This window comes from Nocardiopsis sp. MT53 (assembly GCF_019598965.1).
GTDB classification, from domain to species: Bacteria; Actinomycetota; Actinomycetes; order Streptosporangiales; family Streptosporangiaceae; genus Nocardiopsis; species Nocardiopsis changdeensis.
In genome coordinates this window covers 121,252-144,776 of sequence record NZ_CP080600.1, presented here as the reverse complement: position 1 = coordinate 144,776, position 23,525 = coordinate 121,252, and the positions used below count along the sequence as shown (strand labels likewise).

Annotated in this window: 26 protein-coding genes; 3 read left to right on the top strand and 23 right to left on the bottom strand. The window is 73.6% G+C overall.

Annotated elements, in window-relative coordinates; all coding sequences use genetic code 11:
* Positions 1–265: 265 nt before the first annotated feature.
* The 17 genes from K1J57_RS32865 to K1J57_RS32790 form a co-directional block, all read right to left on the bottom strand.
* Positions 266–472: a hypothetical protein gene (locus tag K1J57_RS32865; protein ID WP_220566100.1), complete on the bottom strand. Its 207-nt coding sequence runs from the start codon at positions 470–472 to the stop codon at positions 266–268.
* Entirely contained in the window at positions 469–591 is a 123-nt protein-coding gene (locus tag K1J57_RS33875) for a hypothetical protein (RefSeq protein WP_255647296.1), read from the bottom strand. Before K1J57_RS33875 ends, K1J57_RS32865 begins: the two co-directional genes overlap by 4 nt.
* Positions 592–651: 60 nt before the next feature.
* Positions 652–1,248: a DUF6199 family natural product biosynthesis protein gene (locus tag K1J57_RS32860; protein WP_220566099.1), complete on the bottom strand. Its 597-nt coding sequence runs from the start codon at positions 1,246–1,248 to the stop codon at positions 652–654.
* A 170-nt stretch (positions 1,249–1,418) separates the two neighbouring features.
* Positions 1,419–2,402, bottom strand: a complete 984-nt coding sequence (locus K1J57_RS32855) for a hypothetical protein (RefSeq protein ID WP_220566098.1) — start codon at positions 2,400–2,402, stop codon at positions 1,419–1,421.
* 114 nt (positions 2,403–2,516) lie between these two features.
* Complete coding sequence (locus K1J57_RS32850) at positions 2,517–2,990, bottom strand: hypothetical protein (protein ID WP_220566097.1); 474 nt, start codon at positions 2,988–2,990, stop codon at positions 2,517–2,519.
* Positions 2,991–3,111: 121 nt separating this feature from the next.
* Positions 3,112–3,630 carry a type I-E CRISPR-associated protein Cse2/CasB gene (locus tag K1J57_RS32845; protein ID WP_220566096.1) on the bottom strand — a complete coding sequence of 173 codons (519 nt, stop codon included), beginning with the start codon at positions 3,628–3,630 and terminating at the stop codon, positions 3,112–3,114.
* A gap of 77 nt (positions 3,631–3,707) precedes the next feature.
* A complete protein-coding gene (locus tag K1J57_RS32840; protein ID WP_220566095.1) occupies positions 3,708–4,466 on the bottom strand; it encodes a hypothetical protein in 759 nt (252 codons plus the stop codon).
* 200 nt (positions 4,467–4,666) lie between these two features.
* Complete coding sequence (locus K1J57_RS32835; protein WP_220566094.1) at positions 4,667–5,218, bottom strand: hypothetical protein; 552 nt, start codon at positions 5,216–5,218, stop codon at positions 4,667–4,669.
* A 152-nt stretch (positions 5,219–5,370) separates the two neighbouring features.
* Complete coding sequence (locus K1J57_RS32830) at positions 5,371–7,035, bottom strand: hypothetical protein (RefSeq protein ID WP_220566093.1); 1,665 nt, start codon at positions 7,033–7,035, stop codon at positions 5,371–5,373.
* 131 nt (positions 7,036–7,166) lie between these two features.
* Positions 7,167–8,018, bottom strand: a complete 852-nt coding sequence (locus K1J57_RS32825) for a hypothetical protein (RefSeq protein WP_220566092.1) — start codon at positions 8,016–8,018, stop codon at positions 7,167–7,169.
* Positions 8,019–8,749: 731 nt separating this feature from the next.
* Complete coding sequence (casA, locus tag K1J57_RS32820) at positions 8,750–10,207, bottom strand: type I-E CRISPR-associated protein Cse1/CasA (RefSeq protein ID WP_220566091.1); 1,458 nt, start codon at positions 10,205–10,207, stop codon at positions 8,750–8,752.
* A gap of 241 nt (positions 10,208–10,448) precedes the next feature.
* Entirely contained in the window at positions 10,449–11,009 is a 561-nt protein-coding gene (locus K1J57_RS32815) for a hypothetical protein (RefSeq protein WP_220566090.1), read from the bottom strand.
* A gap of 65 nt (positions 11,010–11,074) precedes the next feature.
* Positions 11,075–11,338: a hypothetical protein gene (locus tag K1J57_RS32810; RefSeq protein ID WP_220566089.1), complete on the bottom strand. Its 264-nt coding sequence runs from the start codon at positions 11,336–11,338 to the stop codon at positions 11,075–11,077.
* A 77-nt stretch (positions 11,339–11,415) separates the two neighbouring features.
* A complete protein-coding gene (locus K1J57_RS32805; RefSeq protein WP_220566088.1) occupies positions 11,416–12,450 on the bottom strand; it encodes a hypothetical protein in 1,035 nt (344 codons plus the stop codon).
* A 69-nt stretch (positions 12,451–12,519) separates the two neighbouring features.
* On the bottom strand, positions 12,520–13,086 hold the full coding sequence (locus tag K1J57_RS32800; RefSeq protein WP_220566087.1) for a hypothetical protein: 567 nt from the start codon (positions 13,084–13,086) through the stop codon (positions 12,520–12,522).
* A gap of 73 nt (positions 13,087–13,159) precedes the next feature.
* The gene (locus tag K1J57_RS32795; protein ID WP_220566086.1) at positions 13,160–14,260 is read right to left on the bottom strand and encodes a hypothetical protein; all 1,101 of its coding nucleotides are present in this window, start codon (positions 14,258–14,260) and stop codon (positions 13,160–13,162) included.
* A 133-nt stretch (positions 14,261–14,393) separates the two neighbouring features.
* Positions 14,394–14,858, bottom strand: coding sequence for a type II toxin-antitoxin system prevent-host-death family antitoxin (locus K1J57_RS32790; RefSeq protein ID WP_220566085.1), 465 nt, complete (start codon positions 14,856–14,858; stop codon positions 14,394–14,396).
* A 294-nt stretch (positions 14,859–15,152) separates the two neighbouring features.
* On the opposite strand from K1J57_RS32790, the gene K1J57_RS32785 reads away from it, so the two are divergent.
* On the top strand, positions 15,153–16,136 hold the full coding sequence (locus K1J57_RS32785) for a tyrosine-type recombinase/integrase (RefSeq protein ID WP_220566084.1): 984 nt from the start codon (positions 15,153–15,155) through the stop codon (positions 16,134–16,136).
* 38 nt (positions 16,137–16,174) lie between these two features.
* On the opposite strand, the gene K1J57_RS32780 is transcribed toward K1J57_RS32785, so the two are convergent.
* The 6 genes from K1J57_RS32780 to K1J57_RS32755 all read right to left on the bottom strand — a co-directional run bounded on the left by K1J57_RS32780 (position 16,175) and on the right by K1J57_RS32755 (position 21,169).
* Positions 16,175–16,933 carry a hypothetical protein gene (locus K1J57_RS32780; protein WP_220566083.1) on the bottom strand — a complete coding sequence of 253 codons (759 nt, stop codon included), beginning with the start codon at positions 16,931–16,933 and terminating at the stop codon, positions 16,175–16,177.
* 506 nt (positions 16,934–17,439) lie between these two features.
* On the bottom strand, positions 17,440–18,165 hold the full coding sequence (locus tag K1J57_RS32775) for a hypothetical protein (RefSeq protein WP_220566082.1): 726 nt from the start codon (positions 18,163–18,165) through the stop codon (positions 17,440–17,442).
* An 88-nt stretch (positions 18,166–18,253) separates the two neighbouring features.
* The gene (locus tag K1J57_RS32770) at positions 18,254–18,523 is read right to left on the bottom strand and encodes a hypothetical protein (RefSeq protein ID WP_220566081.1); all 270 of its coding nucleotides are present in this window, start codon (positions 18,521–18,523) and stop codon (positions 18,254–18,256) included.
* A gap of 204 nt (positions 18,524–18,727) precedes the next feature.
* On the bottom strand, positions 18,728–19,468 hold the full coding sequence (locus K1J57_RS32765) for a DUF2786 domain-containing protein (protein ID WP_220566080.1): 741 nt from the start codon (positions 19,466–19,468) through the stop codon (positions 18,728–18,730).
* Between the two features lie 85 nt (positions 19,469–19,553).
* On the bottom strand, positions 19,554–20,447 hold the full coding sequence (locus tag K1J57_RS32760; RefSeq protein WP_220566079.1) for a hypothetical protein: 894 nt from the start codon (positions 20,445–20,447) through the stop codon (positions 19,554–19,556).
* Positions 20,448–20,551: 104 nt separating this feature from the next.
* Complete coding sequence (locus K1J57_RS32755; RefSeq protein ID WP_220566078.1) at positions 20,552–21,169, bottom strand: hypothetical protein; 618 nt, start codon at positions 21,167–21,169, stop codon at positions 20,552–20,554.
* 266 nt (positions 21,170–21,435) lie between these two features.
* On the opposite strand from K1J57_RS32755, the gene K1J57_RS32750 reads away from it, so the two are divergent.
* Positions 21,436–22,098 (top strand): hypothetical protein, encoded by a 663-nt coding sequence (locus K1J57_RS32750; protein ID WP_220566077.1) that lies wholly within the window; start codon positions 21,436–21,438, stop codon positions 22,096–22,098.
* Between the two features lie 237 nt (positions 22,099–22,335).
* Positions 22,336–23,511, top strand: coding sequence for a 3'-5' exonuclease (locus tag K1J57_RS32745; protein WP_220566076.1), 1,176 nt, complete (start codon positions 22,336–22,338; stop codon positions 23,509–23,511).
* Positions 23,512–23,525 lie beyond the last annotated feature (14 nt).

The window sequence follows — 23,525 nt, the reverse complement described above, 5'->3', positions numbered from 1 at the left end:
CTCTACAGTCCGGGGTGCCCCGTTTTGCTGCCCTGTAGGGCCAGGAGACGCCAACCGGAGCCACCAGTACGCAGGCGCGGGGCGCTCGCGCTCAGGTGACCAGGGGGCTGCCGCTGGCGATGTCCGCCCACCCCATCGGGTGCGCAGGGCTGGCGCCGGGTCGGCGGCGGTCGGGATCTCGACCGCCTACAGCATGTGCGCGCGGGCCAGCTCAACGGCCAGGGCTCGGCGGCGAGAGGTGATCATGGGCGCCAGTCTGGCGCCGTCACAGCGCGGCCGGGGGGTCCTTGGACTCGTCGCCGTCAGGTTTTTCCTGGGCGGCCAGGGTGCGGTTCAGGCGCTCCTGCGCAGCGCGGGCGTTTCCCAGCACGGCGGCAATGGTCCGGCGGGTTTCAGCAGCGTGGTTGTGCATTCCCTGGATGATGAGTCCTCCGAGGTCGTCGGGGACCTGGTCGGGTTCGGGTGGTGTCATTCCATCGTCTCCGTTCCGGGTTCCGGGGGCGACAGGGGCGAGCCGCGGCGCAGCAAGTCGGCGGCCTCACTCAGGTCGGCGTGCACACGGGCGAGGGTGGGGTGGGAGGTATCGGTCACCTGCCGATGATCCCACCCCGCGCCGCCCGCACCTGATGGGCCCGGCGGGTGCCGGGCCGGTCAGTAGGAGAGCAGGGGTTCGCCGTCGGTGTCCACGACCGTGCGATCCCCCAGCGGCGCCTCCAGGTCCACGAGGGTGCTGGTCTCACCACCGTGTTCCTCCCCCTGCCCGCACAGGAAGGTGTTGGAGAAGTAGACGGCGTGGACGGTCACGGTTTCCTCGTCCTCCTGGACCGTGACCGAGAGCGGATCGGATCCGGAGGAGCAGTGGCCGAGCCAGGCGCGCACCTCGATCCGGTCCTCGCCCACCAGCGTGTACCCGCTCAGGCGGCCCTCCGGGGTGGAGGCGTCGGTGAGCAGGTGCCGGGTCGGGGCCAGGTCTCCCGCTCGGGGTGTGGTCTCGGAGGGGGAGGCGGAGGCGGAGGGTTCGGCCGCGGTGGGGTCTTCGGCCGGCGGTGCGGGATTCCACAGCACGAATCCGACCACTCCCATCACGACCATGGCCCCGCCGGCCATGCGCTGGGTGAAGAACCACAGGTCCGAGGGGTAATTCTGCTCGGGGTCGCGGTACTGCCAGGACTTCAGGTGCCAGGCGAGCTGGGGGTAGATCGCCAGGACCAGGCCGCAGACGATCAGGATGGTCAGGATCAGGGCCATACCGCGTACTCCACAGGGTGTTCGGGGGTGTTCGCAGGGTTAGAGCCCTGCGCGGCACAGGTGGTTCCCGGCGCGGCGGCTATGGCCGGGCGGGGCCGAGTGGCGCGGTTGCGCATCCCCTGGATGATTGAGTTCTCCAAGGCCGTCGGGGACCTGGTCGGAGGTGGGCGTCAGCGGCGCAGGACGTACACCCGCTCCTCACCCTGGATGGGCGCGGTCTCGCACCCCTCAGGAGTAGCCAGGTAGGGGCCGCGCCACACCCGCTTGGACTCCCCGGTCGACGGCCAGTGCCGGGTGATGCGGTGCGGTCCGACCCACCACCGCACGTGGTAGGTGCGCCCCGTCCCGTCGCCGGGGCCGGGACGGGCACCGGTGGCGGCGCCCGTGGGCGGCTCGTACCGGCGCAGGGTGACGTAGTCCACCGTTCGGGTCGGGTCGCCCCCGGCGCGCTCGATGCGCCGCGCGGCCGCGCGGGGGGCACTGAGGTGCTCCACGTCGTGCAGGCTGCGGCGGCTCGCGGGCTGGCGGATGACCAGCCAGGTCGCCAGCAGCATCCGCATCACCGCGACCGTGTCGCTCTGAGCCTCCTCGGTGCCGTCCCCGTTGATGAGGGACGACCAGGGGCGTTCGCGGCCGTCGGCCGGGATGCGCAGGTCCCCCATGGGGACCACGTCGGGGACCAGATGGGGCGGAGTGAAGTGGACGAGCGGGGCGCGCAGGGCCTCGCCCAGCGCTCGCGGGGTGGTGCTGGCGGGGTGCAGCAGGAGGCCGACCTCGATCGTGCGGCCGCGGGTGGACCAGACCACCCCGTCGGGGGCGTAGTGCATCCCGTCGTCGGGGTCGGCGGGAACGCGGGGGCGGCGGCCCCAGATGAGGATGCCGTGGGGCTGGGGGAGGTCGTCCTCGGCGTCCACGGCCAGCGTAGAGAGGCCCTCCGCCATCTCCTCGGCGGTGTCGCACATGTCCTCGGCGACGTAGACCATCCCGGCCTGGTCCAGAGCGCCGCGCCAGCGTTCGGCACCGATCCGTGCGGCGTCCGGGCTCGTCCTGCTGACGGCCGCCAGGGTGTCGGCGGCGGCGGGGGAGGCGTACCACTGGGCGAGCCGGTGGCGGATCTCGGGCAGTTGCCGGGGGCTGATCGCGGGGGCGCTCATGGCACCAGTGTGTGTGCTGGCGCCGACATTGCGCCAGGGCCGGGCCGCCCGTTCACGCGCAGGGCCCGGACGCAGGGTCGGGCCGGTTCCCCTCTCAGGGGCGATGAGCGCGTGTCAGCTGGTCACAGTCCCCATTCCTGATTCCTGGACGTCCTTGATGTCGTCGATGAGGTCGCTGATGTCCTCCTGGTACATCATCCACAGGGCGTCCTCGTCGGGGCGGTCCTCGCCGCGGGCGCCGCGGGGGGTGGCGGCCCACTGCTGGTCGCTGATCTGTCGCAGCAGGGACAGGGCGTACTTCACCTGCCGCCCGGTGGCCTTGGGCAGGTTGGCCATGCGCCGGCGCTCGGCGTCCTTGCGGTCGGCGATGTAGGCCCGCTGGGCGTCCTCGGGGCTGATGCCGCGCTTGATGCGCTGCGCCTCGCCGTCCACGTGCTCGATGACCTCCAGGACCAGCCGGTTCGTCGGGGTCCAGCCGAGCACCTTGCCGCGGTAGCTGCGGCGGGTGCCGTCCTCGCGCTGGGTGTGGACGGTGCACAGGTCGCCCTTGCCGTAGCCGAGCCGGATCCAGACCTCGTGTTTGCGCACGCACCTCCTCCTTTCCCTCCTCGTGTTCTTGTGTGGCGGCCCGCCCGGGTGTCGGGCGGGCCGCGCTCTTCACCGCGCCGGGGCCCTCCCCGCTCGACGCGGGGGAGGGCCCCGGGGGTCGTCAGGTGGCGTTGACGCCCGCCTCAGCCAGGGTGCTGGCCCACCGCATCGCGACGCGGCGGCGCACCTGGGCGTCGGGGCTGAGCTGGTCGGCCAGGTCGGCGGCCAGCAGGACCGGGTCCGGGGCCGGGCCTCGGCCGCCACCGCGCAGGACCGCGGCCACCATCTGCACCGTCCGGGCGGGCTCGGAACCGGCGCTGTAGGACACGATGCGCCGGTAGTGCTCGCGGCCGCGGTGCCGGCCGAGGCCGGCCAGGTACGCGCCCAAGGTCACGCCGCTGCCGGGCTCGCCGGTCCGGCCGAGGCCGGCCAGGGCCAGGACCAGCCACACGGCGGTGTGAGCGGGGGTGTCCACGTCCTGGCCGGTGATCTGGCGGGCGAGGGGTCCGGCGTCGGACTCCACGGCGACCTCCAGGCCGCGGCTGGTGAGGTCGCGGGCCCACCCCCGGCGGGGGCTGGCCAGGTGGCTCTCCAGCGCCGCCCGGTCCCACCCGGCCGGAACGGTCGGTTCGTTGCTCATCATCTGTCCCTTCGGTTGCGGGCCGCCTGGTGGCGGCCCCACCCCCGCAGGTGCGGGGAACGCAGACCGGGAACGGGTCAGGCGGCGCGGTGGCCGGTGTCCTCCAGGTGCGCCAGCAGCGCCCCGGCGGCCTTCACCTCCTGCTCGGCGGCGGCCAGGCGGGCGCGGGAAGCGGCCACCCGGTCCAGGCGGGCCGGGTCGGCGGCCAGCCGGTCGCGCAGGGACCGGTGCGCGGCGGCCACCTCCAGGCGCGCGGCGGCCAGGCGGGCCCGGGTCGCCTCGGTGAACGCGGCGCCCTCCAGCGGGCGGGGCCGGTCCAGGGTACGCAGCAGGGGCAGGATCCGGGCGGCGTAGCCGGTCCAGTCGTAGGCGGTGCTGGTGGGGCGGTCGGCGGCCTGCCGGTGCAGGGCCTCCTCCTGGCGCGCCAGCTCCTCGGCGCCGTAGAACGCCATCTGGGCGGGGGACAGGGCCAGGCGGGGCGGCGGGGTGGCGGCGAGCCGGGCGGCGCGGGGGAGCACCGGCGGCGGAGGCAGCAACGCCATCCGGCCGCCCACCGGCACGTAGCCGATCTCCTCCCACCCGGTGTCGGGGTCGGTGACCAGGGCGGGGGCGGTGTGGCGGACCTCGTACCAGCCCGCGCGGCCGGCGCGCTCGCGGGCGGGGCAGGCGCACACCCGCTCGCCCTCGCCGTCGTGGGGGGCGGTGCACAGCGGGTGCACCGCCAGCGTGGTGCGCTCCCAGTCGTGGGCGCGGTCGATCAGCCCGGGGGCGGCCGCCTCCAGGGCGCGGGCCAGGGCGCGGACGGGGGCCCGGTTGTGGGCTCCGGACAGATGCATGGGTGGCTCTTCCTCTCCTCGTTGTCGTGCGGTGTGTCGGGTGGCGGGCCCGCCCTCCTCACCAGGGCGGGGCCGCCGCGCGTCAGCGGGTATCGTGGGGCTCGGTTCCGCCCTCCTCACCTGGGCGGAACCTTCTGTTTCCCCGGGCCGGGCGGCCCGGGGACCCCTGCTGGGCGCAGGGCTCGTGCTGGTCCCGGGCGCTATCCGGTGACGGCCCGGTACGCCTGGACCAGGCGTTGGGCGAACGGGGTGGGCGAGTACCGGGCGTGTCCGGTGTAGGCCGGACCGGTGGGGTCCTTGAGCACGAGGCTCCCGTAGGTGGCCAGCGCGTACAGCCCTTCGCTGTGCTCCTGCAACGCCACCGGGGCGGAGGATCCGGCGTCCACCACGGCGCACACCGCGGCGGTCAGCTCCTCGTCCAGGTACCGCAGCCCGTACGCGGCCTTGACGGCCTCCCGGGCGAAGTAGCGGCCGGGGTGGCCGGGCTCCTGGGTCTGGGGGGCGACCACGCCGATCACGGGCGACCAGGCCATCCACTGGTCCCGGCCGGTCTCCTCGGCGGGGGAGTCGGGCAGCATCCACACGTACCCGACCGTGATCCTCTCCTCACGTTCGGCCTCGGTGTAGTACTCCTCATCGCCGTCCTCGTCACGATAGCCCTCCACGGGCAAAGCGTCCTGGGGGACCTGGTCCGCGCCCTCGACGGGGGCGGCCACCAGGATGCCGTTCATGCGGATGGGCACGGTCTCCATAGGCTTCTCACCTCTCTTCATGGGGTTCGATCCCGCCGGGTGGCGGTATCCCCGCGACGTGCGGGGCACAGGGGCGGATCAGGCGTTGTCGTGGGGAGAAGGGGCCCGCCCTTCTCAATTCGGGCGGGCCGCTCCGGTGCTCGTGCCGGGTGTCAGACACCCGCCTCCGCGCGCAGCTGCCCCAGTCGCTCCAGGGCCTCGGACCGGGCCTCGGCGCCGCTGGTGTGCAGGGTCGTGGCCTTGTCCCAGATGTCGCCTTCGCAGTCGCCCCTGGCGGTGGTGGCCTCCCACCAGGTGACGGTGTGCTCGGTGCCGTCGCCGCGGCGGACCAGGAATCGGTGCTCGGTCACCTGGGCCATGCACCCGTCCCCGAAGGGGGAGGGGGCGGCCCGGTTCAGGACCGCATCCCGCATCGGCGTGCGGTCGTGCTCCACCGCCTCCAGCAGCGGCACCCACTGCTCGGAGCGGCCGATCCGGTCGGCGGCCACGAACAGCTCCACCGCCGCGCGCGCGGGAGCCGTCAGGTCCCTGGGGCGGGTGAATCCGTGCCCGATCGGGCAGATGACCCACGCCCCGCGGGTGATGCTGTGGTCGTCCCACAGCGTCCACCCCTGGTCCCCTCCTCCTTCGTGGTGCACCGCCCGCGGCCCGGTCTCGGCAGAGACCAGCCAGTCCCACCGGTCCGCGTTGTGCTCCAGGTAGGTGCGCATCTCCTCCGCCGAGCCCGCCCACACCGGCGCCGTGTCCTCGGGGTAGCGGGGGTTCGGGTGGGTGAGCTTGACGCGGGTGCCCTCGGGCACGTGCGGGGGGCGGGCCGCGAGCGTGGCGGCCACGGTGGTGTGCCCGCCGTGCTCGCGCAGGGCCTTGGCCCGCGGGTAGTCCATCCCGGCCGCGGCCAGGGCGGCGGCCTCGGTGACCCGCCAGTGCCCGCGCAGCTGGTATCCGCCGTGCGGCCACTGCCAGGGCCACCCCGCCTCTTTCCACTCCTGCGGGGTGCGCTCCAGCAGGGCCGCCACGTCGGCGGCGTCCACCACCTGCATGGTCTGGAGCCGCTGCCGCAGGGCGGGCAGGGTCCATCCGGCCTCCAGCAGCGCCCGCTGCCCGTCGGCGGCGACGCCCTGGTGGCGCCAGTCGTCATCGTCGGCGTACAGGTCGGTGAGGTCCTGGACCAGGCGTTCCCGGTCGGGGGTGAGGGGGTGGCCGATGGCGATCCACGACCCCCACGTGGACTGTGTCCAGTCGTCTCCGTCGCCGCCGTTGTAGGCGAGCGTCCACAGCACACCGGACCGGCGGTCGATGAGCAGCTCCCGGTGCAGGCCGGCGGTGTCGTAGCGGGGGGCCATGGGGACCGGCACGGCGGTGGCCGGGCTCGAACCCGTGTCACCGTCGTAGTGGAAGGCGTCGGGCTGGCGGCCGCCGTAACGCCAGTCCAGCAGGTGCACCAGCCGGGCGGCGACGTGGGCTTGCCTGCCCCGGCGCTGCTCGGCCTCCACCAGCGGCGCGGCCTCCTCGGCGGCGGCCGGCCGGACCGTCACGGTCCAGACATAACCCTCGTCGGCGCCCACACCGAGCGACAATCCGTCCTCGGCGTAGTACCGCTCCTGCACGTCGACGGGGACGACGATGCCGCTGATGAGTCCGCTGCTGGTGGTGTGCCCGCCCGGGACCTGGTCCGCGGCGAACCCCTCGGGGGCCTGGTCGGCGTACCAGGTCTCGCGCCGGGGTCGGCCGGTGCGGGGGCGCGTCTGCTCGGGCCAGGCCGCACCGCCGCTACCGCAGCTGATCAGCATCGTGGGGGCGTCGTTGTCACTGGTCATGGGGTTGTCTCCTCATCTGGTGTTGTCCCGGCCGCGCCTGGTTCTGGGGCCGTGGCCCGCCCTCCTCACCAGGGCGGGACACGGTTCTCACTACTGTGGCGGGCGTCTCGGACACGCCCGCGGGTGCGCGGTCAGGCGCTGGCCTGGCCCCACCGCCAGGTGCCGGGGCGGGCATCCAGTGCCTCCCGGGTGTCCCGGGGCATCACCCATCCGTCGGCGCGGTCCCGTTCCTTCGACGTCATGAAACGGTGCTCCTGCTTCCGCACGGCCCTGTCCAGCTCGCCGAGCCGGTCGGCCGTGGCAACCGTCTCGGAGCCGTCGCCCAGGTAGGGGGCGGGGTACGGCTTCTTGCCGTGGGCGAGCACCTGTTCCAGGGCGGTGCACGCCCGCTGGTAGCCGTACAGGTCCGCCCACGCCCGGGGGCTCGTCGCCTGGTCCATGGCGGCCCGGTCGGCGTGGAAACGCCGGTGCTGCTCGGCGGCGGCGTCCCACCAGGCGGACCGGACCAGCGGCACCAGCCGGTCCCGGACGGCGTACATCTCGGGGATCGCCTCCACGACCGGGCGGATGGAGTCCAGCTCCCGCAGGGTCAGGGCCACGTACTGGCCGTCACCCAAGCGCTGGCGGCGGATCCGGTCGGCCAAAGCGCCCATGTCCTCGTCCTCCAGGGCCTCGGCCAGCTCGGTGCGGCGGCCGCCGACCAGGACCTCGATCGGCGGGTTCACCACGGCCTGCCACAGCCAGTCCTGGCCGACCTGCTTGAGCTGGTCGACCCGCTCCGGGGTGATGCCGAGCGTGTCGGCGGCGATGGGGGCGGGGTCGGGGCCGAGGGCGGCGTCCCACACCTCCATGACGACCATCGCCTGGGCGCGGTCTCGGACCTGGGGGTCGGGGCGGGTGGCGGCGTCGGCGAACCGCTCGCGCGGCCGCTGGTCGACCAGCGTGGGGGTGTCCAACTGGACGGGGGTGTTGTGCAGGGCCACCGGAAACCTCCTCAATGAGTACAGCGTCGTAATCAACAACTCAAGAGTACACCGCTGTACTCATCCGTGGGTGCTTTTCGAGAAAAAACTGCCGGGGAATTCCCCGGACTCCCGTGAACTGGGAAAACACGCCGCAGACAGTGAACCCGGCCCTGGGAAGGCTGCGGGTCGGGCGCGGAGCCCGCCCGCCGGCGCCCGGGGCCGCGCGTTCCACGGGAACGCCTGCGGGGTGCGGACAAGCGAAAACCCCTCCCGAAGGAGGGGCCGTCTCCCCCGCGAGGTGCGGGGACCCGTGGGAGCAGTGTCCGTACCAAGGGTCATCCCCGCCAGGTGCGGGGTCGTGAGGCTGGAGTCTACAAGCCGGGGAAGGAGTTCACGGCTGGAGCCGACGGCGGGCCACCATGTCCGGTGATGGCCCGGAGGGCGGTGTCCAGGAACCCGTGGCGGACGGACCGCGCGGGCACTTCCCACGATCAGGACGTGTCGGACTGCGCAGCGGGTGGGCGGGGGTTTCGACGCCCGCGCGCGTCCCCGGCGGAGCCGTCGGCCCGGACAGCAAAAACCCCTCCCGAAGGAGGGGTGTTTCCCCTGCGTGCGCAAGGATTTGGCGGGCTTTCACCCTGGCAAGCCGGCCCCTTAGGGACTACCCCCGCGTGCGCGGGGCGGCTTGCTGATGCCACGGTACCAGGCTCCCGGTCGCCGTGTCCGGCGTTCACGGGAGGCGACGCAACTCAAAGGGCGGCTTCCGCGGGCTCTGCGGGGCCGGGCTGGGAGAGGCGGTGGCTCAACGCACGGGCCTTGGACAGCGCTGGCGCTCCCTCCGCCAGCCGCCCGGGGTTGCTGCGCAGGCGCCTGTCCGCCCGGTCGACATGCCGTGCCACCACGTCCGCCAGCGCCTCGCGGCACTGTTCCATTCCTGCGTCGGTGTCCAGGTCGGCGAGTTCGGGGGCCAGGTCCCCGGACCACTCATGGCGGGCGCGGGCCACCAGGTCGGCCACTCGCTCCTTGGCGCGGGCGGCGCGGCTGGGAACGGTCGCGGTCGCGGCGGCGCGCACCGCGCTGTCGGCGAGGGCGACCATGTCCCGTACCCGGGCCAGGCGGGCGTGGGCGGCGGTGCCCGGGACCAGGGCGGCGGCGGGCAGCGTCCAGGTGCGGTCGTGGATGTCGTAGATGACGGACCGGTGCCGGTCGGTGGCCAGGGTGGTGGTCTCGACCTGCACCCGGTCCAGGACGTGGTGGCGGTCGGCGAACCAGTCGATGACCGTTGGGGTCGACGGAGGTGTGGTGCGGCTCTTGGCCGGGGCGACCAGGCCGGGGACGGTGGCCTCCAGTGATCGGGGCAGCACCAGCCTGTAGGCGTCCTGGAAGCACTGGTCGGCGCCGTGCGCGGGGTCGCCGGGCACCCTGAGGTCGTCGCCGCCGGTGATGTACACCCGGCGCACCAGGCCGTCGGCGTCGGGCAGCAGGCGGATGCGGCGGGCGGGCCAGCACAACAGGTCCACCATCCCCTCCGGGGTGCGGCCGCGGCGGCGCCCCGCCACCGGGGTGGTGCGCTCCCACCAGCCCTGCCCGGCCGGCCCCTGGGGGCCGGGGGCCAGGTTCAGCAGCAGGGTCTGGGCGAGGGGGGTGCCGACCAGCCGGGTGTGGGGGAGGGCGGCCGCCGGGCCGACCGGCACCCCCCGGTCGATCCCGCGTTCGTGGGCGGCGCGGATGCCGCCGGTGTCCCAGGCGTGGCACCACAGCAGCCACCGGGCCGCCTCGGACAGGCTCAGCTCCGGGGGCATGCGCCACAGGAACCCGGCGCCGGCGCCGCGGTCGGCCAGGGCGGTCAGGGACGCCACCGGGGCGGGCTCGGGCCGCTGCACGGGATCCTGAGCGAAGCCGGGCTCCCCGTCGGCGGGCAGCAGTTCCCACCGGCCCCGCCCGATCTCCTCCAGGTCCTCCAGGGGCAGGCCCGACTCCCACAGGGCGGGCCAGTGCCGGGAGTCGACCGGGCCGGCCAGGCGGTGGGCCACGGCCAGCAGCAGCCGGTACAAGGCGATGTCCACGGTGGGGTTCTCGGCGGCCAGGGCCGCGATGCGGTCGGCGTCGGCCAGGGCAGTGCGCACACCGACCTCGGTCCGGGTGCCGTCGGCGTAGACCACGGGGATCCACGGATCGCGGAACAGGTTCAACCCAAGGTCGGGCATAGGGGACTCCTCGCTCGTCAGGGAGCCGCGACCCGCGTACAGGGGTGCGGGCGCGGCGGTCTCGCCCCCGGAAGAGGGGGGCCGTTCCCGCGAGCGCGGGAGGAAAAAAGGGGGGCCTGGGCGCAGCGGCCCGGACCGGTGTGCATCCCCGCGGGTGCGGGGCCGATGGGGGAGGGGTTCTCGTTCGCGTCAGGGGCCGGATATGGCAGGCACTCTACACGCGCGCCCTGCCGGTGCGCCCCTATCCGGGGTGCTGGTACTCCTCGTCGTGCCCGCCGAGTTCGTTGTCCATGTCGTCGAAGCAGTCGGGGCCGCAGGCCAGGCCCAGGGACGCGGCCATGCCGCCGCCGTGGATCCGGCGCCCGCAGTTCCCGCAGTGGGGGGCGCGAATCCCGCACACCGGGCGGCTGTCGGCGGCGGCGCGGGCGGCCCTCTTCGCCTCCTCTTCAGCGATCTCCTTGTCAAGCAGGGCCTGGTACTCGGCGGCGGACCGAGCCCGCTCGGCCTCGCGCTCCTGCCAGCGCACGTCATGGTCGATGGCGAAGGCCACCAGTTCGGCGTGCACGTTGTCGGGGACCCGGTCGGTGGGGATGCGTTCCCCCCACCGGATGACCACGCCGTCCCCCTTGCGGCCTTCGCGCAGGTGGTAGAGCACGGGGTAGTACCCCGGTTCCCGCACGGGCTTGATCAAAGCGGTCTGGATGGGCGGGTTGATGCCGCTGACGCGGGGCTGGCGCTGGTAGTGCACACCGATCCAGTAGTGCTCTCGCAGCTCGGCGGGAAGCCGGGAAGTCGTGGACATGGCGTCGTTGTTCCGTTCCAGGGGCCGGGCGCACCCGGCCCCGCGAGTGCGGTTCCGGTGAGGGGTCAGGAGTCCAGGGCCTCGGCGGTCTGGTCGACATCGCTCTGGAGATGGGGAAGCAGCTCCTCGATGTCGTCGTCGGTCAGCTCACCACTGTGCGGCGGAAGAAGTGAATCCTTCATCGCCACCTGGGTGGACACCACCCGGCGGTGCCAGACCTCGGCCGCGGGGCCCACGGCGAGGTCGCCGGCCTCATCGATGTACAGCACCGGGGATTCGACGCGGGAGCCGAGCAGGGCGCGGATGTCGGCGCTGGTCAAGTCGGGCATGGTTTTCTCTCCTTCGAGGGTCGGTCCCGCCCGTGGTGGGCGGCATCCCCGCGCAGGCGGGGCAAGGTGTCTGGTGGTCAGCTGCCGTGCCGGGTGGCGTACCGGCCGGGACGGGCCGACATCGCGTGCATGCACTCGAAGTCGCACGCCAGCCCGAGACTGGCCGCGTGGCCGCTCCCGACGATGAGGGTCCCGCACTCGTCGCAGCGCCGACCCTCCTGCTCGGCCTCGGCGACCATGCCGCGGCCGCGGCGCTTCGCGAGCGCGAGCAGCACCGGGTCCTCCTCCCACTGGGTCAGGCAGTAGGGGTTCAAGATCATCGAGACCCGCTCGTCAGGCAGCGGCTCCTCGTACCCGGCGGCACGGGACGCGGCTTCGAACTGCTCCCTGCTGTAGGCGTCGCCCGGGTGGGCGGCGGTGGCCTGCTCCAGGCGGCGCTGCGCCTGGCGGTCGTCCTGCTGCGCCAGCCACTGGGCGTAGGCCCGGGACAGCTGCGTCCACACGATGTGGTCCACGCTGTACTCGAACATGGGCCACCGGTCGGCCAGGCCCCGGTAGGCGCGGATCTCGTCCTCGGTGCCGGGGACGAGCCCGACCCGCTCGCACGCGGCCGTGTACGCCGCCCGGTCCAGTAGCGCGGGCTCTTCCCGGTGCTCGGCGTACTCCACCCGCCCCCCGGCCGCGGCTGCCGCCGCGGCGGCGTCCTTCATGGTGGTGTCGAGCTGCTCCCAGCAGGCTTTCCGCGCGTCCTCGTCTCCCAGGTGGGCCAGCAGTTCGCGGCGGGTGCGGAAGTTGTGCCGTGAGCTGTAGCCGTAGCTCCACTCCCGGGCGGGGACCTGCCAGACCTCCCGACCGGTGACGCCTCCGAACGGCTTCATCGCCTCGTCCGTGACCATGGTGGCGACGTGCCACCGCTCCCCGCTGGCGTCGGCGTAGACGTGCAGGTCGAAGGACCTGCCGGTGCGCTCGTTGTGGTAGCGCTCCGGCTGGCCGGTCTCGGTCAGCCCGACCAGGGACGACTTGGTGATGAGCACGGCGCCCGAGTCGGTGACGGTCCGGTCGATCTCCACGAACTCGCGGGTGTCGGCCGCGAACGTTATCTGGTGCTGCACGGTGATCCTCCTGGAGGTTCGGGTCCGCCCGGGTGGGCGGCATCCCCGCAATGCGCGGGGCTTGCGCTCTCAGGAGGTGGCGTTTGCGGCCAGGTAGGCCAGCGGTGCCAGCACCCACGGGGCCCCCGGGCCGTCGGAGACGCTGGTGTCCCACCCCACCGCATGGAACTTCGAGAGGTTCGGAGGCAGGTGGGCCTCCATCAGGAGCAGCTTCACGGTCCCGTGCTCGGCGCCCTGCTGGGCCTCCCAGGCATGCACGGCGGCCAGGGCCTTGGGGCTGGGCCGACTGTCGCTCGGCAGCAGGACGGGGTACTCGGCCGCGCGGGCGTGGACACCGAAGCCTGCGATCTTCTCCGCCTGCTCGTACAGGGCGCCCAGGCGCACCACCATGGGGCCCAGGTCGACCTCACCGATCCGGCGGTCGATGATCAGCTCGTGTGAGCGGTTCAGTGCCGACCGCATCCTCATGACCTCCTCCCACCGTGCTTCCGTGATCTGGTCCCAGTCCACGGTGGGGTGCACGAGAAGGGTCTCACCGTCGGTGTCCTCGGTGACGGTGTACGTGCCGGCGTAGTCGGCAAGCTGGGTGTCGATGAGGGCGCGGGCTCGCGCTCGGCGGCGCTGCTGGAGTTCCATGGTGGCCTTTCTGCTTGTGGGATTGTCTTCCGCCCAGGGCGGTATCCCCGCGGGGGCGGGGAGCAGGGGTGGGTCAGGAGTTGTCGTGTTCGGCGACGATCCCCCAGAAGTCCACCGCGTCGATCGCGGCCCTCAAGACGTCGGCGTTCCACGGTGGGCGTTCGGAGCTGGGGCCGTAGAACTCGTTGTTTTGGAGGGACACGCCTTCGGGGAGGGTCTTGTTGAGCGCAGCCCGGAAGTCGGCCGCGACCACCTCGACATCGACATCGACTTGGCCTCGGAGGGCGTCGGCCACATACTCTTCGACGGACCCGCCCCACCCGGTCACCGACTTGAACGCCGCCCAGTGGCCGTACCCGACAGTAGAGTTCAGGTACTCGGCCCGGTCGTTCAGCGCGGCTTGCAGCCTGCGGTGCTCAGCCGTATCGGCATTCCCTGGCGCATCGACTCCTCTGCGGTGGGACGCGGCGCGGAGCGGCACCCCGCGCGGGCGGAGCGCGGGAGCGGGTCGGGTGTTGGGGGCGGCCCGGTGGTGGGCCTCCACCCGGTCCCGGATCGCGATCTCCCACGCCAGGTGCGTGAGCACCTGGTGGGCCTCCTCGTGCGGGCCGGCCTCGTACTCGGCGCGGCCGTCGGGGCCGGTGCCGTAGGCCCACACCCGGCGCCCGCTGCGGGAGTCGGTGCGGTCCACGTGCGCCGTCCAGGCGCGGCCGTCAACCTCGGCCTCCCACGTGCCCTGGGTGCGGGTCCACGCCACGGTGACCTCCTCGCGCAGCACCGGAACCCACTGGGTGCAGGTGTAGGTCTCGGTGTCGGGGTAGGTGGGCGCCGGGGCGGTGTCCGGCCCGGCCGGGTGCTCGTGCAGGTACCGGGTCGCCTCGACCAGCGCGGCCTCGAGGGTGGCGGAGCCCTGGAGGTCGTTACGGGTGCGCCGCGCCGCGAGCTTCTCGTCCAGGTCGGCGTCCTCGGGGGCGGCGTGGACCAGCTCCCACCGGTGCCCGGCGTGGCCGGGCCCGGCGTCCACGCGCTCCAGGACCAGGCGCCGTTTCCGGGAGTCCCGGGTGGTGAAGGTCTGGTACGCCTCGATGGGGGAAGGGCCGTGCAGGACGGGCTCCCACTCGCGGGTGACCTCCTCCAGGGTCCGGTGGGCGATGACGGTGACGGTCCTGGTCATGGTGCGCTCCCTGTGGTGCTCGGCGTGAGTGGCGACGGTGCCGTGGTGGCCTCCGGGCAGGCGGGCGCCCGCCTGCTCGCAGCGCCCCGGTCGCCGCTCCGGGCCGTACCGCCCCGCGGCGTATCGGGGAAGGTCACCGGTCATGGCCGTCCCCGTCGGCATCGGGTGCGGGCACGTGGAGTACGCCCCCGACGTAGCTGTAGGTGCCGGGCGCGATGATGCGCCCGTCCTGGTCGGTGATCTGGTGCCCGTCGAAGCGCAGCTCTGCCGCTTCCAGGACGGGCAGGCCCTGGGCGATGAGGCGCGCGTGCTCGGCCGAGACGAGCGCGACCACGGGCGTGCCCCGGTCGGTGATGATCTGCGGGCCCTGTTCGGCGGCCGCGGTGCGCAGCTGCGCCCACTCCTCGCGGGCCTGGCGGATGCCCCACGCCCCGACCGGGGCCAGCCCGGTGGCGGTGAGCATCTCCAGCGTCACGAGAGCGCTGTCGGCGCGGCCGTCCACGGTCAGTGTGAGCGTCTGCCCGCTGGCCTGGACTCTGCGGACACGGTCACCGAGCGCGTCTCTGACCTGCGCACTGGGCTCGGTCTGGGTGGACAACGGCCCCCCTCTCAATGTGTACATCGTTGTAATCAACACTCCAAGAGTACACCGTCGTACTCTTCTCGGGGGGCTTTTCGCGGAAAAACCGCAAGGAATTCCGAGCACCCCCCGCGACCAGGAAGGACACACCCCTGGGCCAAGGGGCGGCGCAGCGCCACCCGACGGAGCCCGACGGGCGACCCGCCCGCCTCCTGCCTCAATTCCGGTCGGAAATCTTCAACCGCCCCTGCGGGCAAGCCGATGACCCGCGCGAACGGCGCGACACGGCACGCGGGCCGTAGGCTCAGGGACATGACCCTGGAGCCCCTGCCCGCGCACACCATCCCCACCGCCCGCCCCGAAGCGGCGCCGGAGCCCGGCCTGGCCGACCGGATCCGGGTGGCGTGGCTGCTCGCACAGCCCTCCCCCCATACACGGCAGGCGTACGCCCGGGACCTGGAGATGTGGGCGGGGTTCCTCGACGGCCTGGGCGTGGACGTGCTGGCGGCGCGGCGCGTGCACGTGGACGCCTGGACGCGCGCCCGGCAGGCCGCCGGGGACGCCTCCTCGACCCGGGCCCGGCGCCTGGCCTCGGTGTCCTCGTTCTACTCCTTCGCGGTGGGCTACGCGGCGGAGAACGGCCGCGAGGACCTGGGCCTGCACAACCCGGCCGCGTCGGTCAAGCGCCCCCCCAAGGCCAGTGCGCCCACCCGGGCCCTGGACAAGAGCGAGTACCTGGACCTGCTGGCGGCCGCCGAGGACGCCGCCCCGGCGTGGGGGCCGCGCGACGCCGCGGTGGTCGCGCTGCTGGGGATGGGCGGGTTCCGTGTGGCCACGCTGACCTCCATGGACGTCGGCGACCTGGGGGTGCACGGGGCGCACCGGACCATCACCTACACCGGCAAAGGCGACAAGCGCCGCACGGCACCGCTGGTACCGGCCGTTCTCGGCTACCTGGACGCCCACCACGCGGCCCGGCGGGCAGTGGCGCCGGTGGCGGCATGGGAGCCGCTGCTCCTGGCCAACGACGGCGGCCGCCTGTCCGATGACCAGGTGACGCGGATCCTGGCCCGGTGCGCGCGCGCCGCGGGCCTGCGCGCCCCCGCGCAGGTGCGTCCGCATGTGCTGCGCGCCACCTACGCGACTCTGGCGCGGGCGGCCGGGGTGTCGCTGTGGGACCTGCAAGAGGCGATGGACCACGCCGACCCGCGCACCACGCAGCGGTACGAACAGGGTGAGCACCGGCTGGCCAACGCCCCCGCCTACGCGGTGGCGACCTTCCTGCTCAGCGCCTGACCCCTGCGGGATCCGCCACAGGTAAGGGCCGGCCGACACTAGTGGGCGCCCTCGTCGTCCTCGGGAAGGTTCTGCCACCACTGGTGCAGTCCCTCGGCGGGGAAGTAGGCGCGTTCGCCCTTGGCGAGGTCCTGCGCCCGGCGTCCGTCGACCGTGGCCGGCATCGAGCCGGCATGCCGGCGCCGGTACCGGTGCATCTTCGCGGGATCCACCTCGATGAGTCTGGCGAACCTGGTCAGGGTCATCCCCTCCGGCGCCGGGCGGTCACCGCGGCGCCGGCGCTTGCCCGCGCCCTGGCCCGTGCGGTCGCCCAGCCGGCTGCCGGGGCGGCTCTGCCACCACCGGTACAGGTCCTCGAGCCGGAACTGGGCGATCTCGCCGTACTCCAGGTCCTGCACGCGCCGGCCGTCGGCCGTGCGCGGCATCTTCTCGGGGGAGAGCTGCCGGTACTGGCCGACCGTTTTGTAGTCGACGCCGATCAGGGACGCGAACCGGCTCGCCGTCACCTCCTCGTCCGGGGCCACGCCCAGCTTCTCCAGCGGAGGCACAGGCCGGGGCCGGCGGGGCTCGAACGGGGCCAGCTTCTCGGGGTCGTACAGGGCGACCTTCGTGGTGGTGGCCGGGCGGGCGTTCCACCACTCCAGGAGGGCGCCCAGCGCACGGTGCCCCTGGGTGGGCCACGCGGTCCGCTCCGCGGGGTCGGCCAGGGGCGGGAGCGGCCGGGAGTGGGTGGTGACCACACGGCGCACGGTCTTGGCGGAGGATCCGATCAGGTCGGCGAACCTATCCAGGGTCACCGCCTGGTCGGGGTCGGTGCCCGGCGGCAGGGGCGTGTCCGCGCGCCGCTTGGGCACCATCCGGTACCGGACGGGGTCGGGGAAGTCCTCCTCCTCGCGCGCGAGGGTGGAGGCGCGGCTGTAGCTGTAGCCGCAGCGGTTCGCCCACTCCTCCAGGGTGAGCAGTCCGGCGTCGGCCTGGTCCGGCGTCGGCTCCTGGTGGTCGCTCATGGTGTGCGTTCTCCTTGCCGCGGTTACTATGTGTCCAGTCGTTTCCGGTGGTGTGGCCCCATTGTGCGCCCCGCCGATCGGAGGCGGTCGTATCGGAACCGGCCCGGACAAGGCCAACTCGCCCTCCGGGGCGGGCCCCGCAAGGGGGTCCGGGCCGGTTTTTCGTGTTTCGGCGGCCTTCTGGGCCGGGCGGGGTGGCCGCGGGCCCGCATGCGTCCTGGCGGGAGCCCCGGGTGTCGGCCGGCCCGTGCACGCGGCGGGCCGGGGCCGCCCCGTGGTGGGGCGGCCCCGGGGGTCTAGGACCGGACGTGCGAGCGGATGTACCGCTGCCGGGCGTTGTAGGCGTCGGGCATGCGCGCCCGGTCAGCGAGGTCGAATGCGTCGTCGTCGCTCTCGGCGTGGATGACGGCCTGGGTGATCATCGCGGCGGCCGCGTCGTCGTAGCCGCCTTCGGTCAGGGGTGAGCCCGGCACTTTGGCGTTGATGACCTCGCAGAGCACTGACCGCGTGATGCGGGTCAGCAGCCAGTACTCGACGTCGTTGCCGGGGTGGAACAGGCCCAGCTGCACGCGGGTGCGGTGCAGCAGCAGCCCGAGCGTGGCCAGGGGCTGGAGGCTGAACTCGCCCGTGTGGGCGCTGTGCCGCTCGGCGAGGGCCTTGTCCAGGTCCACGGCCTCGGGCCTCATGGCCCAGTCGCCGCCGCCGGGCTGGACGTACAAGGCCACTAGCCACCCCAGGTGGGAGAGCCAATGGTGGTCGCGCGGGCGGGTGCCCTCGTGCAGCGTGCGGGCGAACACGCATCCCGACGCGGCCAGGGCCGCACTGATGGGGCGCGGGGCTCCGATCCGCCCGGCGGGGTCGACCTCGGCCAGCTCGCCCAGGAAGGGGGAGCGGGCGGCCTCGACCAGGACGGTGAGATCGGTGGGCTCCAGGGCGTGGAGGGCATGCGCGGTCTTGTGCACCTGGTCCTCGGAGATCCCGAGGGCGGAAAGCCAGTTTTTGGTGATCGTCGTCAGCATCATGTGGGAGTACTCCCTGGTAGACGGTCGTATCGGCGTCGACGGGAAGAGGCCAATCCCCCCTATCGACACACGCTATAGTACCATAGTTTCACTTTGTGGGGTGCTTCCCGCACCGCCCCCGGTGGTCGTCGTCCCGCAGGTCCTGGCGCTGGCCCTGGGGCGTGTAGCGGGGCCCGCGCCCGTAGATCACCTCCACGTGACGGCACGGCCGGGGGCGGCCCTGCTCGTCGTTCCCGCATGCGCAGCAGACCGTGTCGGCGCGCAGCTCGAACGCCCCCACCCCCTGCACCTGGTAGGTGGTGCGCCCGCCGTCCTGCCAGTCGGTGCTGTAGGTGGCGCGGTAGGTCCTGCCGGGCACCGGCAGGTCGGCCGTGCCCTGGCCGGCGCCCTCGGGCGCGGGCAGGGCCGGGGGCTCGTCGGGGATGTGGGGGCGTTGTAGGCGTTGACCGGCGTGGGCATGTGTCCTGTCAACGTCGCGGTGTCCTGCTGTACCGGGTGTTCCTTCCGGGTCGGGGTGCGGGCCCCGTGCGGGGCCCGCACCGGTTTCTCTGTCGGGTCCGGCTCAGGCGCCGGACCGGGTGTGGGGGGCACTGGTGCGGCCATCGCGCCGCCCGGCCTCCAGGGCCTGGGCGTGGCGCGCCCCGTGGGCGGGCACGGTGCGCACCCGTCCCCCGTACCGGCGCCGGTAGGCGGCCTGCACCCGCGTCCGGTCGGCGGCCAGCACCATCCCGGCCGCCCGCCCGGCCTCGCCCTCGGCGACCAGATCGCGGTTGCCGGTGTTGATCTGCTCGGCCAGGCCGAAACCGAACGCGCGCACGTAGTCCTCGCGCCACCGGCGCGCCTCGGCGTCGGTGGCGCCGCCGTACCGCTCGGCGCGCCAGCGGCGGCACTCGGCCACGGCCCGGCGGTGCATCTGCTCCAGGACCACCGGCACCAGCTCGCGGATGAGGGCCATGGCACCCTCGGCGGCGACCACCGTCACCTGGTAGCCGCCCGCGCTGCGGGCCCGTCCGCGCACCGACATGCCTCCGCAGGCGTCGATGACGTAGGCCAGGCCGGCGGCGCACGCCGCTCCGCGCCCGCCGGTGTCGGGGACGTGGAAATCCCACCAGGACACACCGGCGTCCTTCGTGTCCGGCCCGGTGCCGGGGCAGTGGTGGGCGGCGTCGGGGTCGACGTTGTAGCGGATGCGCAGCTCAGCGGCTTTGGCCAGGTACGCCTGTGCGACGGCAGGGGAGGTGTTGGGGTGGCGGGCGGTGGCCAGCAGGGCGTCGATTCTGCGGCGGGCCTTGGCGTCGTCCACGGGAGTCTCCTTGTGCTCCTCGGATCGGGTGAGGGTGGGGGGAGGGGCGCGGGGCCGCGCCCCTCCCCGGGGCGGCGCGGGGCCGCTACTCCTCGTCCTCCTCGCCGCTCTCGTCGTGCTCCCGCTCGTCAAAGCTCGGGAACATCGCCGCCGCCACCTGGGCGGCGTCCTCGGGGCCGGCGGCGGTCACCACCGTCTCCAGGGTCTGCCAGACCCACCCGCGCCCCGGGGTGTGGACCACCCGACCGGTGCCGTCAGTGACCGCGTTGACCGCGTACTCGCCGGTGAGGCGCTCGCGCTCGCCGTGGACGGTGTACTCGGCCGTGGCCGGGGCGTCCGGGCTGATCAGCGGGGCCGCCTGCGCGGCGCTGCGGGTGTCGGCCAGGCGCTGCTGGTGGTGTGCGTCGGCGAGCGCACCGGCCAGCTCGCGGGCGGCCGCCTCGAACCGGGCGCGGGCCCTCTCCGCGTGCTTGCGGGCCTGGCGCTCCAGGCGGGGGGCCTGGGTGCGGGCGTAGGCGGCCTTGATGCGGTCCAGGTCGGGGCGTGCTCCCCAGTGGGCGGCCACCGCCTTGACGATCCGCGCCGCCTCTTCACGGGTGGCGGAGGGCAGGCTCTGCCAGGTCGAGAACGCCAACTGGTTCTCTCCCCTGATGCCGCCCATCTCGGGTCGGGTGTCGGTCGTGAGCGGGCCGGTGAGCCCGTACCCGTGCACGGCGGGGGTGTGCTTGCGGTTCTCCTGCCGGGTGTGGGGGCCGCCGGTGCCCATGTACAGCCGGACGTGGTTGCAGGGCAGGGTGCGCCCGTGCGGGTCGCTCCACCCCTCGGGGCAGTCGAGTACGGGCATCAGGGTGAACGTGCCGACGGAGAGGAGGGAGTACTCCACCCGGCCGCTGTCCCAGTCCGTGCGCACCACGGCTCGGCGGCCGACGGCGGGATGGGGCAGCATCTGGGAACCGTCGTACAGGTCGCCATGGAACATATGGTCACTCCAAGTAAGCAAAGAAGGGGGCCGTGTCCGAACACGGCGGACAGTAGGAGGGCGAAGCCGGGGCGCGGGAGAGGTCCCGCGCCCCTGGGGGCCTCTCAGACCAGGAAGACGACCTCGTTGAGCGCGGCCCACACCGGCTCGGGGTCGAACCCCTCGGGCAGCTCCTGGACCAGCTGCCACCACTGGGCCGGGGTCACCGACTCGGCGGGCGCCCCGGGGATGCCGCCACAGCCCGGCGCGCACGGCGCCTCGGCGGCCCGGCCGCACGCCGCGCAGTCGGTGACCTTGGCGGTCTGGGTCACGTCCCAGACCTTGACCACGGTCGCGCCGCTCTCGCCCCGGTAGGGGGCGGGCTCGGGGTGGTGGGCCGGGGTGTCCTGCTCGTGGGGCGGACGCAGGTCGGGCGCGAACACGTCCTGCTCGTGGTCGGCGCGGGTGTGTGCGCCGCCGGGGGAGCGGGTGACGGCCAGTACGCCCAGCCCGCGCTGTCCGCCGATGATCCGGCGGCCGTACCCGGCCCACGCGGAGCTGCCGGCCAGGCTGGTGGCGTTCGGGTACTGGGCGAGGATGATCGCCCGGTTGCGGGGGGAGTAGCGGCCGATGCGGTCGGCCGCGGTGATGAGGTCTTCCCACTGCCGGGGTGTGGCCAGCGAGCAGAGCAGGCGCTGTAGATGTGCGGTGAGGTGCGCGGGGGTGATCCGTGCACGCGCCATAGGGCGCACTCCAATCGTTGCGGATGCGGTCGTATCGCGTTGATGACGAGAGGCCAATCTCCTCATCAACAATCACTATAGTACCATAGTTTCACTGATGCGCGGGCCCCGGCTAGCCGACAGGCGATCGGCCCCGCACTTCGCGCGCGCCCCTTGGGGCGGACAGAAAAGAACCAGAAATCTTACGACGTAGATCACACGCGGCCGCAGAACCCCTTAACGGTTCGTTTAAGTCTTAAGACTTCTTGACATGCAAAAATACGTGGATGGAGTTCAGTCCCATCAAGATCCGCACCACCGAATCCGACGCCGAACGGGTCCGCCTGGCCTGGCAGTCCGAGCGGCGCCGACTGCGGCGCCTGGTCGACGCCCGGATGCAACGCCACCTGAAGGAGGAGGGCTGGCCGACCGACCCGGACGATGAACCCGTCGATGTCCCCCCTGCGGAGCTGCGTCGGCGGCGCAGGGTGCGCCGCGAGTTCGCCGCCGCTGTGGTGGCCGGCGGGGTCCGCCCCAAAGCGGAACTCCTGGTGGGGGACGCCCTGGTCGCGGAACTGGGGGAGCGGGGATGGCTGGCCGGGCCGGTGCCGGAGGTGGACCGGGACATGGTGCCGGTGGCGCGCTGGCCCGGTACCGGGACGGGGGAGCCGGGCCGGGCCTGGCGCGGGGTGGTCAACGCCCGGGTCCGGGCAGACCTGCCGCAGCGCACGGTGGCCGGGTGCTGGGAGCACTCGGCCGCGGCGGTCACGGCGCTGATCGCCTGGCGCGACGCCCACCCCAAGCTGGTGCACCGCCGCGACGATCCGGACGCCTGGGCCGAGTACGACCGGCTCGCCACCGGAGTGCTCACCCCCGGCGACGTCTACCGGGCCGCCCTGCGCCGGATCCGGTTGCCGGAGACCGTGCACGGCCCGGTCACGGTGAGCTGACGGCCCGCCGCCCCTGGGTGCGCCTCATCCTCCGGACCGCGGGGAGGGGTCACCGCCCGCGGTCCGCCATCGACCAGTGCGCGACGGCCTCTGAGATTAAGTCTGAAGACTTAATCACACCGGTTGGGGCTCACAAAAGCCCTGGTGAGACGGGTTTTCCGGTGCGGCTGAACCGCTTGTCATGTACTCGCGGTGGGGTTACTGTCGGCTGCACATCGACCACGAACGGGAGGCACGATGGTGGGCAAGACGCGCAGCACGGAGCGGGCGGACTACGGGCCCGGGCAGGCGGCCGCGCGGGCGGGGCTGTCGCTGGGGGAGTGGCGGCGGGCGGTGCGGTCGGGGCTGATCAGGCATGCGGACGTCGATGGGACCCGGTGGTCGGCCGCGGCGGTCGAACGGGCTCGGGCGTCGCGGGCCTCGATCCGCACCGGTCTCCAGGTGCTGGCGGCTCCCGAGTACCGGTGGGGGCAGGCGCCGGCGCACCTGCTCACCCGCGCCCAGCTCGCCGAGACCGGCCCGGACCGGCCGGTGCCGCTGCGGCCCGGCGGCCCGATCCGCGGAGTGGTGCGCTTCCGGCGCGACCGGGACCGGCTGTACCTGTACGACGTGCGCGAGGCGGTGCCCAAGCGGGAGCCGACGGCGGCGCAGAAAGCGGCCGCCGAGCGGCGCAGGCTGGCGGCGCGCACCTGCGCCGGGTGCGGGAAGGTGGCCGGCGACCGCAGCGAGCTGTCCCGGACCAAGCGCCTGTGCCCAACCTGCGTGGCGCAGTCCTGGACGCGCAAGTTCGCCGCCGACAGGCAGGACGCGGCGGCTTGGGCTCGGGAGGTGCTCGATGATCCGGCCACGGTCTTCCTGGACACCGAGACCACGGACCTGTGCGGGTACCTGGTCGAGATCTCGGTGACCGACCGGCGCGGCAGGGTGCTGCTGGACACGGTGGTCGACCCGCGCGCCGAGATCGACCCCGGGGCGCAGGCCGTGCACGGGATCGGTGCCGCGGACCTGGTCGGGGCCCCGGTCTACGCCGATCTCGCCGCGCGCCTGTGGGAGGTGCTGCGGGGGCGCCGCGTGGTCATCTACAACGCGGAGTTCGACACGGCGGTGCTGCGGCGGGAGGTGGTGCGGGCGGCCGCCGAGTTGGGTCCGCGGCCGCGCGACCTGGTGGAGCGGTACTGGCTCCCGCTGGAGCGCTCCGCGCGCTGGGAGTGCGCGATGGAGTGGTACGCGCAGTGGTACGGGGAGTGGGACCACTACCACCGCGACTACACGTGGCAGCCGCTGGGCGGGGGGCACCGGGCGTTGGGGGACTGCCGCGCCGTCCGGGAGCGGCTGGTGGAGATGGCTGCGGCCCTGAGCCCGGCCGGTTCCGCGGACCAGGGGCAGCCGGTGCTCGCCGGGCTCGACGCCTGAGGGCGGGCGACGCG